Consider the following 15974-nt stretch of genomic DNA (forward strand, 5'->3'; position numbering starts at 1 on the left):
ATCACACCCCCTCGAACATTCTCTTTTTAAATTCAAGCTCGATTAAATGGACCTTCCACTGCTCTTTTTCGCCCTTGAGGTTTTCCAGATTGTTATCTCCATTGACATAGATGAGGCTAAACTCCATGCACCCGGATTCCGCGCGGTATTTCAAGAAGAAAGCGTCCAGAGCAGCGTTGTCGGCTGTTAGATCTTCGGTAAGATTACGCCAGATGACAAGGGCATTATCCCCATTGGGCATAATGCCTTCCACTGTTTTAAAGATATACTTTCCTTCCTTGTCTTCTGTGAGCATTACTGCATTTTCATATTCACCCTTAGGATCAGGGACGGCATTAAAACGGGCAGCAGCTTTTTGTCTCGTAACAGCAAGGCCAAGGAGGTAATTAAAGGTTTCCACCAAATCAATGGTTGTTTCTTTTGTCTCGTTGTTCTCGGCAATTTTCATTTTATAGGCAAAAGGCTCCTTAAAGCGGTCAAGGTTTAAGAGGCTGCCCCTGCTTTCAATGTCCAGCATATAGGATACAAGGTACTCGTTAAAGAAGCTTGCGTCCATCCTTAGCTGCTTCTCCTGCTCAGGCGTGCGGCTAAGCTCGATATTATTCAATGTATCCTCGTAGCTTTCCAGACGGATGTATTTAAAAATCTGTGAAACACCGGTATTTCTGTTTTGTGGCTTGCCGTCCTTCCAATCTTTAGCGTAAACAACCTTTTTAATCCTCGGCTTGGTAACTGTGTTGAAATAATTGCCCATTTCCACAAGGATATACTTACGATTGCCTCCGTCTTCGCGGTTGAGATTTATAACTGCGTGACCTGTTGTGCCGGAGCCGGCGAAGTAATCGAGGATTATGGATTCTTCTTCTGAAATAAGAAATAGGGCATCATATACTGTGTATAATGATTTTGGATAACTAAAATGGTTTCCTAATCCAAACATGTTTCTTAAAAGCATTATCCCATGACTTGAGGCATCGTATTTAGAATCAGCCCAAATCGTTTTAGGCTTTTTCCCAGCCCCTTCCAATCTTCGTTTCTTGAATATTTTATAATCTTGACCATCTTTTTTTACAACCAACTCAGTCTTACATCTTTCCAGAAATGTTTCCCTTCCCCAACGCCAAGTTTTTTCCTCCCCCTTAGAATTTATAGGAAGTAATTCTATCCAGCCATCTTTTTTCTCTAAAGATAGTTCATTAGATTCTGGATTATAGTATATTGGATAGAACAAATTTGGCCTTTCAAAGCGATATGAATTATTTCCTGTTCTAATATAAGGTACTGTACTGTAATTCGAAATTCCATCTGTCTTATTATAAACAGAAATATCACTTTCACTTAGCTCAAATAAACCTATCTCAGCAGTACCTATATTTTTAGCAAACACCGTCATATATTCATGGGAAGTACCAAAAAACTTATCATCGTTTCTCCCTCTTGGATTATGTACTATTCCTATATTAGCAATAAAATTATCTTCTCCGAAAACAGTTTCAAATAATAACAAAGAATGTTTTAGTTCGTAATCATCAATGGCAAATTCAATAATGCCATTTTCTGACATTAATGTCTTTACTTTTATTAATCCATTAAAAATCATTGAGTTCCAAGATGAATGTTTGAACCCATTTTTATACATAATCTCACTTGACTTTGCATTATACGGTGGGTCAATGTAAACACAATCAATCTTTTCCCGATACTTCTCCTGTAATAAATTCAATGCCTGAAAATTCTCACTGTGTATTAACAGACCGTTTATTTCCTCATCTAAATTTTCAATGCTGGCAACCAGCCTCTCCTTGAATTCTGTTGTAAAATGCTTTGTATCCAGCACTAGGTTTTTATTCTGTTTTAAGAAATCCACGGTCAGCGGATTGGAATAAGCCACTGTCATCAAGTCCCCGGCAATCTCATCGATGGAATACAGTTCCACCCATTCCTGCCGTTGTGCATCATTGGCAGCGATTTCAGGATAGAAACTCTCGTCAATTTTATCAAGGGTGATACACCAGTTTGTCTCAACCACAAACTTTTTCTTAAGCCACAGCTTTTTCTGAAAGTCCTCTATTTGTGCCAAAAAGTCAATAATGATGCGGCCTACCTTTTTAATGGCCTTCACCTTAGCCAGGTAGGCATTTGCTTTCACTTCATTGTCGGTATCCAGGTCGTCCAGGTGCATGATCTCGGCTTTTATGTAAAAATCCAGTTCCCTGTTCAAGAAACCGCGCAAATCTTTATGAATAAAATAATCGAAGGTGTTCTTGGCAACATAGGTTTCCAGGTGCTTTTCCAGAATTGTGCGGGTCTTATTTTTATCTGTTGGGGCAAGGCTATTTATGGCCCAGACAAAGTGCTTTAAGTCGGTATTTTCTGAAACGACGCCTTTAATTTTATCAACGGCGGATTTATTTAATTTAGTATTATCTTTCAGCTTGTTTACGCTATCCTGCTCACTTGCAGGAACACGATATTCAAATTTTATTGTAAGCTCATTACCCTCCGCTTCCAGGAAGTTTCCATCCAGCAGGATAAATTGACGCTTCTTGTCATCACTTTCTTTGTTGTTATTTTGCTCGGTATTGGCGTCAACCAGCTTAAAATGAATCGTATACTTTTCTCCCTGTACATCTACCTTAAAGGAATAATCCCTGAAGTTTTCGCTGGTTTTGATATAGTATTGGTCATGGTTGGCCCAGTAAAGCTTTACTTCTTCCCCCTCATAGGGGATAGCATAAACCCCTTCTTTATAGCGGCGTTTGCTGATGAAATCTCCTTCATCATAGTAACGGCTGAAAAAGTTATATAAAGCTGAATAAACATCACTTTCCAGCTCGGCAACTCCTGTGCCGGAGGATAGCTGCGCCTTATATTCGGCATATTCTTCTCTCAGCTTGCTGTCCTCTACCTTAACCCCTACGCTTTCACACTGTTTCTCAATTTCTTCAATACGCTTTCTTACCTGGCTGTTGTCGGTAGCATATTTCGATAGTATGGAATTAACTTCACTGGCAAGAGTATTTTCAATGAAGTTATTGATCTCATTTTTTCGGATATTCATGATGCGGTATATGCCAAAGTCAAGATCTGATTTCTCCAACTCAAACATGTCCCTTAAAAGTTTGGTAAAGCGTTGCAGTTTTTCGCTCATTGCCTAACCCCTCCTGTCCTAGCATCTATCTTCTTTTCATTAGTCCTGGTTTCTTCTCTTTTAAACCTTGCATCTGCTGGTTTTGGGGCATCTTTAGGAATTGCCCATACCCAGCCAAGGCGCTTGGCTCCATCAACTCTGCCCTGTTCACACAGAACCTGTACCCGCCGTTGGGATATGCCCCATTTTTCAGCAGCTTCTTTCGCAGTAATATATTCCATTTCTCATCACCTGTCCATTACCCATTCCTCACTATTGCCCTCTTTCATACGTTCAAGAACTACTGAATTTTCCATTCTTTGGAGATTATAAAAATCCAGTATGCATCTTATTAAAGAATTCACTTGCTTCAAATAAACACCCCTTCTTCTTGCCATCCAAAACTTTTCTACTTATTCCAAACCATCATCTTCAGCAGCGCTGGTAGACTTCGTTTCAATGGATTTCACTGTTGTCCGTTTAGCAATATATCCCCTGTAAACAGTTTTTTTATCTTCATCCTCAACTTTTAGAGGTACATATTCGACCTGGTACCAGTACCGTTCTTCGCTAATTATCGTGACGATTTCATTTTTTGTAACGGTATATACAATTGGAGCTGTTTTAGAAGGTTCTTCTCTTATTGCTGCTTTATCTGAAACGACGGTAGCCTGATGCACAAAACCGGCTATCGTTACTATTCCACTTATTATGGTAATTATCGTAACAATTGCTTGTAAAACCCGCATAACTATAGGATTTTTTTCCTGCCATTTTATTATTGCTGCATTTAGTCGTTGCTGCCAGTTTGAAGAAGAATAAATCTCTGTAATATCATTTGCAAGCTCTTCCTCTTCGATAGAGGTTAAAGATACCTCATCAATTTCACTATCAAAATCGTTGAATAACTGAGAATACTCACCTTCAGGAAATAAGTTTCCTAACAAATTGTTATAAGCAGAGGTATTTATTATGTTTTGGAAAAGGTTTTGATAAGTATTTAATGAATCTATAATGGACGACAGCCTGCTGTTATTAAAATTAATCCTCTCAAGGATTGCTATAGAATTCTCAAACATACTGCCTAAACGCTTAGGCATAATGCCTTCAATCCTATTTGCATAAAGAATTGCCTCTCTGATTGCAGGCGTATTGACAATATCTAAAACTCTTTGTACTTCAGAAAAAACCGCAGCATTAGGCAATACAAGCTTTTCAATACGCGGGAAGAGTTTGTCCATTTTCTCTGCATATGAAAATGCAGAAGCAAATTCTGTGCTTTTAAAAAGATTGGCAATATAGTCTTGCTGTTGAAGCAACCGACTAATAGGCGTCTCAAACATGGTTGCTATATTAAGCCTTGATGCTATTGCTGTCAAGCTACTGATTCTATCCATTTGTTCCATATATCTATTCATCGTCCTGAATGGCTTCTCTAACTTATTTTTTGACATTTCTACCGAAAGCCCCCCACCTAATCGCAAACCGTTCTGATTCAACTTACAGCTAGGCATTTGCATTCTGTTTTAACCAATATATCCCATTGACATATCTCTTAAAAGTTATAATCATACAAAATATATTATATTCGAAACTACGAATAATGGCAAGTATTCCCTTCATAATTGAAGAAAATTTTCAATTGGTTTCTTTCCATCAATGGAAATATATCTAACTATAACTATGCCCGTAAGCTCATAAAGCCTTGCATAGCAAGACTTTATAAGCTCAAAATAGATATACTGAACTAGCTGCAATCGTTTTTCCCCGTCTACGGCCTAAAATGAATGAGTATACTGACAACTATCCTGGTTTTCTTCCACCGCCGATTTGCTTAATGCACTCACTTCATAATTTGCTTTACTGTTACACTGATGAGGAATTTCTCCGTGTTCCGCCTACAACAATGTGGTCTAAAACTTTGATTTCAAGAGGATGAAAAATATCAACAAATCTCTGTGTCAATGCCCTATCTTCCGGAGAAAAATTTGTGGAGCCGCCAGGATGATTATGGGCTAAGATTATTGCCCTGCAATCACAGGCAATGGCATATTTCAATACCTCTCTTGGATAAACAACGGCTTGTCCGACACTTCCTTCAGACATGGTTTTTGTTTCAATCACGTTATTGCCATTATCCAGAAAAGCAACCATGAACCTTTCTTTATCCTTTATTCCACCCAAAAGAGCCAAAAAATACTGTCCAGATACGGTTGATGAATTAAGCATAATCTTCTTCTCACTTTCGTAGATTTTCAGGAGGTTATAAGAAGCTATGAATTCATTGAGCAGCCCTATCTTTTCAAGCTGTTTTTCATTTGGTTCCATGATATGAGGGTGTTCCAAGATATTAAAAGGGTTGTTTTCTTTTGCATACTGCCGAACCTTTTTGTAGGGCAGTCCTGTTAAAGTCGTCAGCCCTTTTAAAAAGCTTTCGGTATGCTGCATATTTTTCTTCATGTTATGCCTGCCCCCTTTCCTCACCAAATACCTCAATAATAATTCTTAAGCTTTTCAGCTTCTCATAAGTCTCCTGGGATAAGCCAAGTTCAAGTGATTCGAGATGAAGAAAAAAGTTATTTATTCCCATGTTTTGAAAACATCCACAAACCCTTTCTTCTGTATCAGCATCCAATCCAACCAGCAGAGACAATAAAGCTGCACACTTCTTGTACTCCGCATTCCTTGATTTTTCTAAATTCATCTCATCTTCCACCTTTCATGCTATTTATCAATAAAACTATTTTGTTTCTTTGTCTGATGTTGAATATTTCTTAGAGTGGGGAGTTCACTGCATAGCTCACGGTGAACCGTACCACAGTTCACCAAATAAACAGACTGGTAGTTCTTCTTCATGGGAATTCGTCCTAAGAGCTTTGCAGATTTCTCAAAATATGTGGTGGCAGCAGTAATATCACCATCATCTTTTATTGATATATCCTGTTCCTCGTCCGGCTCAAAAGTGAAATGGTGACTGCCGATATTTAACGCTTCGGCAATCACCATGTTTTTAATGCTCTTGAATTCTTTCTGCTGTGAAAGCGGAAGAGGCGGCGGCAGCTTGTCAACATAGTTGCTTAAAACTTCATTGCGCATTTCGTACCAACTATCGTATAGTTTTGCCACTCTTTCATCCTTTTTAAGCTCATCGACAATCTGATTAACCAGTTCCTTGAGGGGAGCCTTCAGATAACCGTATTGCTTCTTACCGGAAGTATATTTAAGCTTTTCAGCAAGGCGGGCTATCAATTCCTCTATATTTATATTTTCACATATCCCCGAACGAATCTGAGTAATGATGTCCTGCATGGCCTCACGACTCTGCCTATTCAGGGAATTGCGTCGTTTCGTCTGCTTCTCATAAATCTGCATCAAGTCCTGGCGGAAGATTTCCCGTTCAAGACTTCCCCGCATGTTTTCTATCCCTTGCTTTGTGACATAGGCTTCTTTGGGATTGATGGAGTAAGCAATCAGGTGGATGTGCGGGTGATGACTCTCATTGTGAAAAGCAGCATACCATCGCAAATTTTCCGGAGCGATCTTCATGTTTTCCGCGATAACGATCCCCTGTGCCCGGATCAAATCCTGCCACGATTTGGACCCGGGATTCAAGCTAAACATTTTAATGATGTTTGGGCTTGCCAATACAAACAAGGAGGTCCTTGTAGGTGGTGAAATTTTAAATGGGAATACCAGTGATAAAACCTGGAACAATGCTTTCATCCAGAATATTCGTAAGACCTTGTGTCAAGCCGGCATAGAAGATATCATCTATACATCAGACAGCAGCTTTGTTACAGAAGATAAGCTAACGTTGGCAAAGGGAGATGATAAGGCGCCTAAGACCATTTTTATCTCAAGACTCCCCGGAAACTTCAATCTAGAGGAAGAACTAAAGCTAAGTGCCTTATCAGCACCTGAAGCTTGGGTCCAGGTAGGCACTCTCCATGATAAAAAGAATGCTGCTATCTACAAAATCCAGAGCTTAACCGATTTCCTTTACGATATTCCGTACCGATTTATTGTCTGTCATTCCAACCATCTAGACGGACGTAAGCTAAAAGCTCTGCAGGCACCTATAAAAAGAGAGAATGATCAGATTACCAAGGCCGTGGCTGAACTTGAAGCTGTTGATTATTACTGGGACGAAGATGCAAAGTCAGCTTTAGACAAGTTCATCGCCGAGAATCCCTTAGAATATCACAGCCTTTCCGGCAAAACAACGGTAGAGGAAAAGGTAAAAAAGCACTCCTACCAAGGACGGCCCCGAAAAAACGAAACAAAGGAAGTAGAAACCTGCATAATGTAAAGAACAGGATTTTTGAAGAATATGTAAATTTAGACTCATCACTTTTATAATTAGAAATATATGTAATATATAGACTCATTTATATTTTTCTACTTTCAATCTAATATGTTGTATTTAAGCAGTAATTCCTTTGCTAATTTCATCCCCTCTTCTGTAATTGCTACAGACTTGGATCGATGGCTGCCCTGTCGGATATAATCTTCCTCATCCAGTTCATTAATAATATCAAAATCATAGACGTGGGGACGGTTCTTCTAGTTCTAGACGTGGGGACGGTTCTTCTGTCTAACTCTTCAGAATCCTATTCACCTTATACTTGCACTCTTCATTCACATACTCTCTATATCTCTTGACGACTACATCCTTGTCTTTGAAAAAAAGACCCTGGATGGTAGATGTATATACCTTGCCAAAGCCAATACATATCTGTCTTGCTCCACGTATATAGTCATAGTTTACCAATAAAAGACATATTCGTCAAGACGCAAGAACCGTCCCCTTGTCTATGGCATAATTCTATTTAGAAATCTCACAATTGAGATTCCATCCCAGGGAAAGTCGACTGCTTTCATCGTTTTTTAGCCTTTTATAATCTTTAATTATATAGAGTTTAAACTCTGCAGATATCCAGGATGCAAATTCAAAAGCAATATCAGAATGGGCAAAAGTTCCGCCATAACGACCTGACTTGGATACGATGCCAATAGCATTTGTATTTTCTATCCACTTTTGTGGAGATAACGTAAAAACATTGTATCCAGCTTCTTTTCTAAACCTATCGAATTCGATAGGTTTAAAGTCTGGATTACATAATTGTTCCCAGAGTCCTAAAAATTCAATTGTATCTTTTCCCCGCATCCAGCTGGTTATCAAATTCCGACAATTTGCAGTCTGCGGTTTTCAGAAACTTCTTCATGTCCTCGATTCTTCTCTGGAAGCTGTCTTGTCTGGCTTGCTGCTCGGTATACTGCGTTTTTATCTTCTGAAGCTCCTTCAGCTCGGCGGAGATTTTGGAGAACTAAGAATTTTTCTGTAACAAAGGTCTGGCAAAGCGAACTCTTGATATTGAGGGCATCCATGATAGCCTAGTGGTGGTAATGCTCTATGATTTTTGGCTTGCCCCAGAGCTAGGAAATCATGGATGCGGAGGCTCAATGTCAAGAGCAGACCGTAAGTAAAAGATATACCTTGATAAAAAAGTAAAATACTATGTATTCATAAGAAAACTTAAGCTTGTGTCCAATAATAGGGGGTCAGCCCGATACCATAAGATATCACAAATAATTAAGTACGAATCAGGATACATCACGCTTTTTCCATTTGTTTAGCTTGGAATGAGCATTACTATAAAATATGGCCTGATAAAGAGCAATGATTAAATGCTCACGTGTTTGGTAATCCGAGTTATTCAAGGCTCTTCTGTTGATAGTACCAAACCATGGTTCTATTAAGTTAAGCCAAGACGCATTACTCGGCGTATAGTGAAAACTGAATAAACTTCCTGGATTATAAATGTTCCATATTCTCTGAGCCTTCTTATGTGCAGAGAGATTATCCCATACAATATGAATTTTTGTTTCGGGATACTTTTTCTCAACCTCCGTAAGAAAGTCCAAAAATGTCTCAAAATTTTTAGTATCATAGCATTTAGCAAACCCTGTACCCTCATGAGGATTAAAGGCAGCAACCACCTGTACAACGTTTTCAGTTCTTGAGTATGTGGCTCTTATCCTTTTCGGATACCCATACTTCGCCCAAGTACTCCCTGAATAAGGCCTAACAGATAGTAGCCCATCTTCATCAATACAGAGAACTATTGTATCCTTAGGCGGATTCATGTAAAGCTCTATGATGTTTTTTTTTAGACTCGTAATCAGGATCTTTACTTTCTTTCCAGGTACAACTCCTTTGAGTCGTTATACCGCAGTTTTTAAGAGCTTTTCTGGTAGCCTCCCAGGATGTAGTTGCAATAACACCTGAGTTAATGGCTTCCTGGCGGATAGTTTCAACTGTCCATGATGTAAAAGGCTTACGAAGCTGTTTAGGATCAGATAAAGCAATAGTAGCGATCTTTAATTTGATATCCTTTGTTATCTCTTTGCCTTTACCTGGCTTTGGTATGTCACCAAGGGCATCGATGCCACCCTTGTTGAATCCCTTGATCCATGTATTTACGTTACTTTGATCCAGGCCTACTCTGTGTGCAATGAGTTTTACTTCCCAGCCTTCAGATGAAAGCAGTACAATATCGACGCTCTGCCTTAATGAACAATGGATAATTCTCTTCCTCTTGATTGAAGTAATCTTTTGTTTTTCAACTGCAGTTAGTTCACGTACAAATACCGATGCTTTTCTACCCATTTTTCTATCCTTTCTAATACTGTCATAGTTAACATAAAGTATAGTACGTATTAGAAAGACAATTTAGTAGTATATCTTGGTTATAAAACGATACATTGGTAAAAACAATTTTTGTATTATTTCATAGTTAAGCCACTAGTTTTTTGAAAAACAAATCATAGTTGACTTGAATTCTCTAGGGCCTGTTAAAAAATTCTCATATACCATTTGGTACTTCGCAAGCGGATGCTTTATCCCTTTGTTTTTCTGTCATTCGCTACCTCCAAACATAATGATCATGAAGCATCTGGTCAAATGCACGAAAAGTCAACGGATTTTATCTCAGCTAAGTTTCCCTTTTCATCAAAAAGACCTGATGAGGAGGAATGTGCAGCTTTATTTTCTTGCCTCCGCACCCTAATAGATGGGGGCAGGCTGCTTTTGCTACTTCCACCTGAAACGTGCAGCCCATACAGTTTACAATAACTGTTGTAGAAAACACACCCTCTATTTTTTCAACAATATCACATACAAAGCTACTGCCCCCGTAATCCCCTGTTGAAGATAATCTCAAATGATGTGCCCGAACACCGGCAACCATATTTCTTGAATATGGAATATTTCTTTTCTCAGCTTTAAAAACAAGATCTTTTGCCTTCAGAACAACTTCATGCTCCAGTTCTTCCAATACCGTAACGTCCAAGAAGTTTTTACAGCCTGTAATTCGTGCAGTAGATACATTTGCAGGGGAATGAATAATTTCTTCTTTTTTACCGTACTGAAGGTTCTGACCTTGATCTATCACCATGATATTATCACATATACGGTATGCTTCTTCAATATTATGGGTTACGAGAAGTACGATCCCGTCAAAGTTATCCTTTATGATGGATACCAACTCTTTTTCAAGGAGATATTTTATGTGTGTATCCAATGCGGAAAAGGGTTCGTCCAGCAATAATAATTCCGGCTGCCGTATTAATGTTCTGGCAAGTGCTGTTCTTTGCTGCTGACCGCCGGAAAGCTGAGAAGGATAATTATTTTCTAAACCTTTAAGCTGCATCCGCTCAATCATTTCGCCTACTTTTGCAAGCCGCTCATTCTTTTCCAAATGTTTTACGCCATAAGCAATGTTTTTTTGTACTGTAAGATGGGGAAAAAGTGCATAATTCTGAAATACATAACCTATATTTCTGTTTCTTGACGGAATATTTATTTTAAAATCAGAACAATATAAAACTCTGTCATTCAGCTTAATCATACCTTTATCTGGCTTATAAAGTCCGGCAATACACTTTAGGGTCATGCTTTTTCCGCATCCTGATGAGCCCAGTATTCCTAAGACACCTTTGTCCGCTTTAAAAGATGAGTTCAACGTGAAATGCCCTAATGATTTATTAAAATTTACTTCCAGCAATGGACTCACCCTCTTTTCATTTTTCTTTCCAGCATATTGATAATAAATAATACGACAACAGCAACACCTGTCATAATGAGGACAAGAAGATTTGCCATAATTTTATTTCCAGCCTGCAATGCATCATAAATGGCTATGGGCATGGTCATGGTTTTATTAGGTATGCTTCCGGATACCATTAGGGTTGTGCCAAAATCCCCTAACGCCCTTACAAAAGACATGGTAATGCCAGCGGCAATCCCCCTCCAGGCAATCGGCACTATCACAGTACAGAAAATATTGAATTCATTTCTTCCTAAAAGCCGTGCTGCATTCAAATAATCTTCATTCACTTCAAGGAAGGCTGTTTTAGAGGATTTTATCAGGTAGGGAATTGCAACAACAGCCGATGCAATCACTGCACCTGTCGGAGTGAATACAATCATAATATTAAAATTGCTTTCAAGAAATATCCCAATAGGGGATTGCCGTCCCAAGAGTACCAGCAAATAATATCCCAGTACTGTTGGCGGCAATACAACCGGCAAATTGGTCAGGGTATCTATAAAATCCAGAAGCTTTCCTTTTCCTCTGCTTAGGAAATAAGCAATAGGCAGTCCTATAAAAAAACTAAAAATTGTAGCTGTGATTGCAACTCGAAAGGAGAGATAAAGGGGAAACAGATTGATATCACCCATTTTTATTCCTCCGGAAGAACAAACCCGTATGTATTCATAATTTTTTGTCCTTTATCACTCAATATATATTCTATAAATTTTTTTCCCAGTTCTTCCTCTTTTGCTCCTTCAATCACAGCAATGGCTTGACGAAGCGGTTCATGCATATCTGCATCAACAAGACTGAAATTTAATGTATCTTCGTCATTCAGGGACAAAGCAATAAAACCTGCTTCGGCATTCCCCGTGGTAATAAAGGTTAGGGTTTCGGAAATATTTTTCCCGTACACCATTTTGGGTTCAAGCACTTTCCAAAGCCCTGCACTAACTAATGCCTGCTTTGCCGCCAGTCCATAAGGAGCATGATCAGGATTGGCAATGGCAATTTTCTTTATTTTGGGATTTAGTAACTCTTCCATGGTAGTTGCTTTGATTGTACTGTCTTTCAGTGTAGTAATTCCGATACGTCCCAAGGCATATAGGGATCTTGTTTCTGAAATGATGTGCCCATTGTGATCAAGTTCATCAATAACACTTTCATTTGCAGCAGCAAAGACATCAAAGGGAGCTCCATTTGCAATCTGCTCCGAAAGGGTTCCTGTAGAACCGAAAGAAAAAGTAACTGTACAGTTGTTTTCTACTTCAAATGCTTTACCAATCTCAGTAAATGCTTTTGTCAAATCGGCTGCTGCTGCTACAGTAAGTTCCGGTTTTGTGGTCGATTGTGCCCCTGCTGTTGATGAGTTTCCATTATTTGTACATCCAACTAGAGCAATGGCAAGTAGGGTAAGTGCTAATGCCACCATTTTTCTTTTCATAATCATTCTCCTTTTGATTAACCTATTCACAACGAATTTAAACGAATCATTTTATATTATGCACTTACATCATTTTTCGTTATGTTGTATATTTATTATAATCACTTTTCACATATGTGTCAATAAACCCATCAATAAAACGTTGTCAAAATAAACGAAACGTGATATAATCCAAATTAATAATATCAATAATAAGGAAGGTTTTGATATGGAGAACAAAAATGCACTGACGGCACAAGAGGTTGCCGATATACTTAAAATAGCTAAAAATACTGTGTACGAGCTTATCAAGCGCGGAGAAATAAATTCTTACAAAGTCGGTCGAAAAGTCAGATTTACAATGGATGATGTAGAAGAATATATCGCGCGTTCTAAAAATATTCAACCAACACCTCAAGCATCATTTACTCTTTCAGATAAAGAAGGACACCATCCACATAATTTTTTTAATACTACAGAATTCTATGGAAAAAGCTTTGTTATCTGCGGTCAGGATATCATGCTGGATGTTTTATCAAATTACGTAGAACAACACCCCCATGGGGGGCCTGCTCTTCGTGCTTACATCGGCAGCTACAGCAGCCTCACCGCTTTATATCAAGGCAGCATTCAAGTTGCTTCTGCACATTTGTGGGACGGCGATACAGGACAATATAATGTACCTTATGTGCGGAGATTACTTCCTGGAATTCCAGCTGTAATTATTCATTTAACCTACCGTATGCAGGGCTTATACGTTGCTAAAGGTAATCCAAGAAATATCAAGAACTGGAATGACTTTAAACGAACTGATATTTCAATGATCAACCGAGAGAAAGGAGCCGGTTCCCGTGTGCTGCTTGATGAACACTTGCGTTTGCTGGGTATATACGGCAGTTCAATCAAAGGATATCAGCGGGAATCGCAGTCCCACATAACGGTAGCAAGTACTGTTGCCCGAGGCGGCGCAGATGTTGCAGTTGGTCATGAAAAAATCGCAAAACAAGTGGATGGTATTGACTTTATCCCTCTGCAAAAAGAACGGTATGAACTGGTAGTCAAAAAAGAAGACATGCATATCCCACAGATACAAGCTATCTTGGAAATACTGCGTTCTAAAGAATTCAAAGAGGAATTCAACCATATTGGCGGTTACGATACCAGCGAAATGGGAAACATTGTAGCAGAAACTTAATTAACAATAAATTCTCACATTCTAATTTCATAGTAAAACCGTCAGAATAAGAATTTTTTATCTGATGGCTTTTTTTATAGACATTATAAACCTTTGGCTGAGACTATAGGTTCTAGTGTAAAAATCTCTCAAAAGACTCAGTACAATGTTATTGTACTCTACAAGTTTTTACATTCAGCCTTTACTTTGAATCAATCCTCTCTTACGAATCCCTAAGAGAATTTGAGAAGTAACTGCCAATAAAGGCAATTCAATTAACGGACCAACAACTAATGCAAGGGCTATAAGAGGTTGATCTGGGAATGCAACCACAGCTATAGCTAAAGACAGGGGTGAATTTCTAGCTAGTGTGGTTAAGTTTAAACTTGCGGAGTCTTCATATGAAAACTTTAATAAACGGCTAACAATACGTCCAAGCATAAAATTAATCAGGAAAAAGAGAAAAACAGGAATAAGCAGCATGTATACTACATTTATGTTTTCAATTAAATATCTTCCTTGTGAAGCAAACATCGCCATAATAGCTAAACTCAATAAAACAATTTGACCTGTTTCAAAAAAAGGTATAAGCTTTTTTTCTAATACCTTTTGTCGATTCTTAAAAATAAATCTCGTAGCATTGGCAAGCAAGAAAGGTAAAGCAAGCACAAGAAAAATACTTTCTATCAGGAAAGACATTTCAACAGTTTTCATCACTCCTGCGAAAAGAAGCAAAAAAACAGGTAGCAGTAAAACCTGTAAAATAAGATTAACTGGTAATATAGCTGTTGATAAAGGAACATTTCCTTTTGCTATCCCAGTAAAAACAAGATACCAATCTGTACATGGTGTTACCATCAACATAATAAAACCAACCCATAGGGCTGGTTGATCAAAAAGAAATATAGCACCTAATCCCCATGCCAGTAATGGTGTCCAGATAAAATTTATTGTTAAACTCGTTCCTGCAAATTTAACATTTTCAAAGGCTTTCTTTAGATCTTTAATTGGAATGCCTAAAAATAAGCCGTACAGCATTAGAAGCAAGAAAGGAACAATAAACCGCTCAGCATTAACTTCTAAAACAGGTATTTGACCTAACAAAAGTCCTATTATAACAGCAAGTAAAATAAGCAATGTATGTAACTTTTCTAATATACTCATAAATAGTTCCCCTTATAGTCTTAGGTTTTATAACCTGAGTAGTCTTTAGTTTACAGAAAAACACAAATGATAATTATTATCATTATTATACCATAGAATCTATTTGCGTTTCAATTGTAACATGCATAGAAACGAAGCCTAGAGGGATATCCTTTGGGCTTTGCTTATTTAATAAAAAAATATGACATAAATAAATGTACAGTTATTTAATTGCTAGTCCCTTATCTATTGCATCCTGAATTATTTGATGGCAGCACTTGCCTAATGGGTTATTCTTCTGACATTGTGCATCTTTCATTGCTCCGGTAAGTTTCAACACATCTTTCATATTTTCAGCACCATCTTTTACGACAGCATTTATAACCTGTTCCTCCGTTACTTTACTACAATAACAAGCATATTTGGGATTTGCATCTTTTTTAAACCATATTGGCACTTTCACTTGCTGTTTGTTAAATTTGATATTTGTTTCTGGATTATAATAGACAATATCACATTCTTCGTCCATACATAAATAATAATCTGTATCTCCAACCATTTCTGTTAGCGTTTCCGATACCAAATGCTTAACAGTAATATTTTTAACTTCAGCGCCTGATGTTTTACATATAGGGCACAAATTGTTTTCTTCTATTTTATATGTTGATTCTACTGTGCCTCCGCAGCAACATTTATTCAATTTTTCATTAGTCATTTTATCTTATCCTCCTTGTAAGATAAATATAGGGTTAGGGCTCAAAAACCCACCCGAATGTTCTTTGACAACTTTAAATCTATTGTTCAGATGAATCAGTGACACCAGACATTGAATTTTTTAAACATCGTGCTATAATCTCTTTGTCAGAGAGATAGATGTGCATTCCTCCTGGATCCCTTCCATAGTAGAGGCTTATCCGTGAAAAAGCGTGTCACTCCACAAGGACGATTCGATGTTTAGCTGGTTGGGCCACCATTTGGTGTTACCCGTTTCAAATGCAAGGTTGTTTG

Annotated in this window: 17 protein-coding genes; 2 read left to right on the top strand and 15 right to left on the bottom strand. The window is 38.1% G+C overall.

From position 1 onward, the window contains the following. Position 1: 1 nt before the first annotated feature. The 6 genes from BUB56_RS03760 to mobP3 form a co-directional block, all read right to left on the bottom strand. Positions 2-3151: a site-specific DNA-methyltransferase gene (locus BUB56_RS03760; protein WP_110940040.1), complete on the bottom strand. Its 3150-nt coding sequence runs from the start codon at positions 3149-3151 to the stop codon at positions 2-4. Continuing rightward, positions 3148-3372 carry a MerR family transcriptional regulator gene (locus BUB56_RS03765; protein ID WP_034421010.1) on the bottom strand — a complete coding sequence of 75 codons (225 nt, stop codon included), beginning with the start codon at positions 3370-3372 and terminating at the stop codon, positions 3148-3150. The genes BUB56_RS03760 and BUB56_RS03765 overlap by 4 nt, the downstream gene beginning before the upstream one ends. 171 nt (positions 3373-3543) lie before the next feature. Continuing rightward, a complete protein-coding gene (locus BUB56_RS03770; protein WP_190014154.1) occupies positions 3544-4584 on the bottom strand; it encodes an SH3 domain-containing protein in 1041 nt (346 codons plus the stop codon). A 412-nt stretch (positions 4585-4996) separates the two neighbouring features. Continuing rightward, a complete protein-coding gene (locus tag BUB56_RS03775) occupies positions 4997-5590 on the bottom strand; it encodes a JAB domain-containing protein (RefSeq protein WP_242946212.1) in 594 nt (197 codons plus the stop codon). Between the two features lies 1 nt (position 5591). Next, a complete protein-coding gene (locus BUB56_RS03780) occupies positions 5592-5834 on the bottom strand; it encodes a hypothetical protein (protein WP_110940042.1) in 243 nt (80 codons plus the stop codon). A gap of 20 nt (positions 5835-5854) precedes the next feature. Continuing rightward, positions 5855-6676: a MobP3 family relaxase gene (gene mobP3 / locus BUB56_RS03785; RefSeq protein ID WP_330392545.1), complete on the bottom strand. Its 822-nt coding sequence runs from the start codon at positions 6674-6676 to the stop codon at positions 5855-5857. On the opposite strand from mobP3, the gene BUB56_RS19805 reads away from it, so the two are divergent. Continuing rightward, complete coding sequence (locus tag BUB56_RS19805; RefSeq protein WP_190014156.1) at positions 6675-7439, top strand: hypothetical protein; 765 nt, start codon at positions 6675-6677, stop codon at positions 7437-7439. The two genes, mobP3 and BUB56_RS19805, sit on opposite strands and share 2 nt — an antisense overlap. A gap of 95 nt (positions 7440-7534) precedes the next feature. Here BUB56_RS19805 and BUB56_RS20265 read toward each other — a convergent pair whose 3' ends face one another. The 7 genes from BUB56_RS20265 to modA form a co-directional block, all read right to left on the bottom strand. After that, on the bottom strand, positions 7535-7663 hold the full coding sequence (locus BUB56_RS20265; RefSeq protein ID WP_278319451.1) for a DUF6429 family protein: 129 nt from the start codon (positions 7661-7663) through the stop codon (positions 7535-7537). A 292-nt stretch (positions 7664-7955) separates the two neighbouring features. Further along, on the bottom strand, positions 7956-8312 hold the full coding sequence (locus BUB56_RS03800; protein WP_330392546.1) for a KilA-N domain-containing protein: 357 nt from the start codon (positions 8310-8312) through the stop codon (positions 7956-7958). Positions 8313-8734: 422 nt separating this feature from the next. Next, positions 8735-9277: an IS630 family transposase gene (locus BUB56_RS03810; protein ID WP_110940045.1), complete on the bottom strand. Its 543-nt coding sequence runs from the start codon at positions 9275-9277 to the stop codon at positions 8735-8737. After that, the gene (locus BUB56_RS03815) at positions 9264-9800 is read right to left on the bottom strand and encodes a helix-turn-helix domain-containing protein (protein WP_110940046.1); all 537 of its coding nucleotides are present in this window, start codon (positions 9798-9800) and stop codon (positions 9264-9266) included. The genes BUB56_RS03810 and BUB56_RS03815 overlap by 14 nt, the downstream gene beginning before the upstream one ends. A 325-nt stretch (positions 9801-10125) precedes the next feature. Continuing rightward, positions 10126-11196 (bottom strand): sulfate/molybdate ABC transporter ATP-binding protein, encoded by a 1071-nt coding sequence (locus BUB56_RS03820; protein ID WP_110940047.1) that lies wholly within the window; start codon positions 11194-11196, stop codon positions 10126-10128. A 5-nt stretch (positions 11197-11201) separates the two neighbouring features. After that, complete coding sequence (gene modB, locus BUB56_RS03825) at positions 11202-11873, bottom strand: molybdate ABC transporter permease subunit (protein ID WP_110940048.1); 672 nt, start codon at positions 11871-11873, stop codon at positions 11202-11204. A gap of 2 nt (positions 11874-11875) precedes the next feature. Then, positions 11876-12670, bottom strand: coding sequence for a molybdate ABC transporter substrate-binding protein (gene modA / locus BUB56_RS03830; protein WP_110940049.1), 795 nt, complete (start codon positions 12668-12670; stop codon positions 11876-11878). A 208-nt stretch (positions 12671-12878) separates the two neighbouring features. Here modA and BUB56_RS03835 point away from each other — a divergent pair, with 208 nt between their 5' ends. Then, complete coding sequence (locus BUB56_RS03835) at positions 12879-13844, top strand: helix-turn-helix transcriptional regulator (RefSeq protein WP_110940050.1); 966 nt, start codon at positions 12879-12881, stop codon at positions 13842-13844. 174 nt (positions 13845-14018) lie between these two features. On the opposite strand, the gene BUB56_RS03840 is transcribed toward BUB56_RS03835, so the two are convergent. Together BUB56_RS03840 and BUB56_RS03845 are read right to left on the bottom strand one after the other, a co-directional pair. Next, the gene (locus BUB56_RS03840) at positions 14019-14987 is read right to left on the bottom strand and encodes an arsenic resistance protein (protein WP_110940051.1); all 969 of its coding nucleotides are present in this window, start codon (positions 14985-14987) and stop codon (positions 14019-14021) included. A 202-nt stretch (positions 14988-15189) separates the two neighbouring features. Next, entirely contained in the window at positions 15190-15681 is a 492-nt protein-coding gene (locus BUB56_RS03845) for a Csac_0668 family 2Fe-2S cluster-binding (seleno)protein (RefSeq protein ID WP_110940052.1), read from the bottom strand. Positions 15682-15974 lie beyond the last annotated feature (293 nt).

The sequence above is a fragment of the Geosporobacter subterraneus DSM 17957 genome, from assembly GCF_900142145.1.
In the GTDB taxonomy this organism is placed as follows: domain Bacteria; phylum Bacillota; class Clostridia; order Peptostreptococcales; family Thermotaleaceae; genus Geosporobacter; species Geosporobacter subterraneus.

Bases quoted from the DNA above. Each gene is read 5' to 3' on its own strand.
- BUB56_RS19805 (WP_190014156.1), top strand. From the start codon at position 6,675: ATGTTTTCCGCGATAACGATCCCCTGTGCCCGGATCAAATCCTGCCAC.
- BUB56_RS03780 (WP_110940042.1), bottom strand. From the start codon at position 5,834: ATGAATTTAGAAAAATCAAGGAATGCGGAGTACAAGAAGTGTGCAGCT.
- BUB56_RS03840 (WP_110940051.1), bottom strand. From the start codon at position 14,987: ATGAGTATATTAGAAAAGTTACATACATTGCTTATTTTACTTGCTGTT.
- BUB56_RS03815 (WP_110940046.1), bottom strand. From the start codon at position 9,800: ATGGGTAGAAAAGCATCGGTATTTGTACGTGAACTAACTGCAGTTGAA.
- BUB56_RS03835 (WP_110940050.1), top strand. From the start codon at position 12,879: ATGGAGAACAAAAATGCACTGACGGCACAAGAGGTTGCCGATATACTT.
- BUB56_RS03775 (WP_242946212.1), bottom strand. From the start codon at position 5,590: ATGAAGAAAAATATGCAGCATACCGAAAGCTTTTTAAAAGGGCTGACG.
- BUB56_RS03765 (WP_034421010.1), bottom strand. From the start codon at position 3,372: ATGGAATATATTACTGCGAAAGAAGCTGCTGAAAAATGGGGCATATCC.
- modB (WP_110940048.1), bottom strand. From the start codon at position 11,873: ATGGGTGATATCAATCTGTTTCCCCTTTATCTCTCCTTTCGAGTTGCA.
- mobP3 (WP_330392545.1), bottom strand. From the start codon at position 6,676: ATGAAGATCGCTCCGGAAAATTTGCGATGGTATGCTGCTTTTCACAAT.
- modA (WP_110940049.1), bottom strand. From the start codon at position 12,670: ATGAAAAGAAAAATGGTGGCATTAGCACTTACCCTACTTGCCATTGCT.
- BUB56_RS03845 (WP_110940052.1), bottom strand. From the start codon at position 15,681: ATGACTAATGAAAAATTGAATAAATGTTGCTGCGGAGGCACAGTAGAA.
- BUB56_RS03760 (WP_110940040.1), bottom strand. From the start codon at position 3,151: ATGAGCGAAAAACTGCAACGCTTTACCAAACTTTTAAGGGACATGTTT.
- BUB56_RS03770 (WP_190014154.1), bottom strand. From the start codon at position 4,584: ATGTCAAAAAATAAGTTAGAGAAGCCATTCAGGACGATGAATAGATAT.
- BUB56_RS03810 (WP_110940045.1), bottom strand. From the start codon at position 9,277: ATGAATCCGCCTAAGGATACAATAGTTCTCTGTATTGATGAAGATGGG.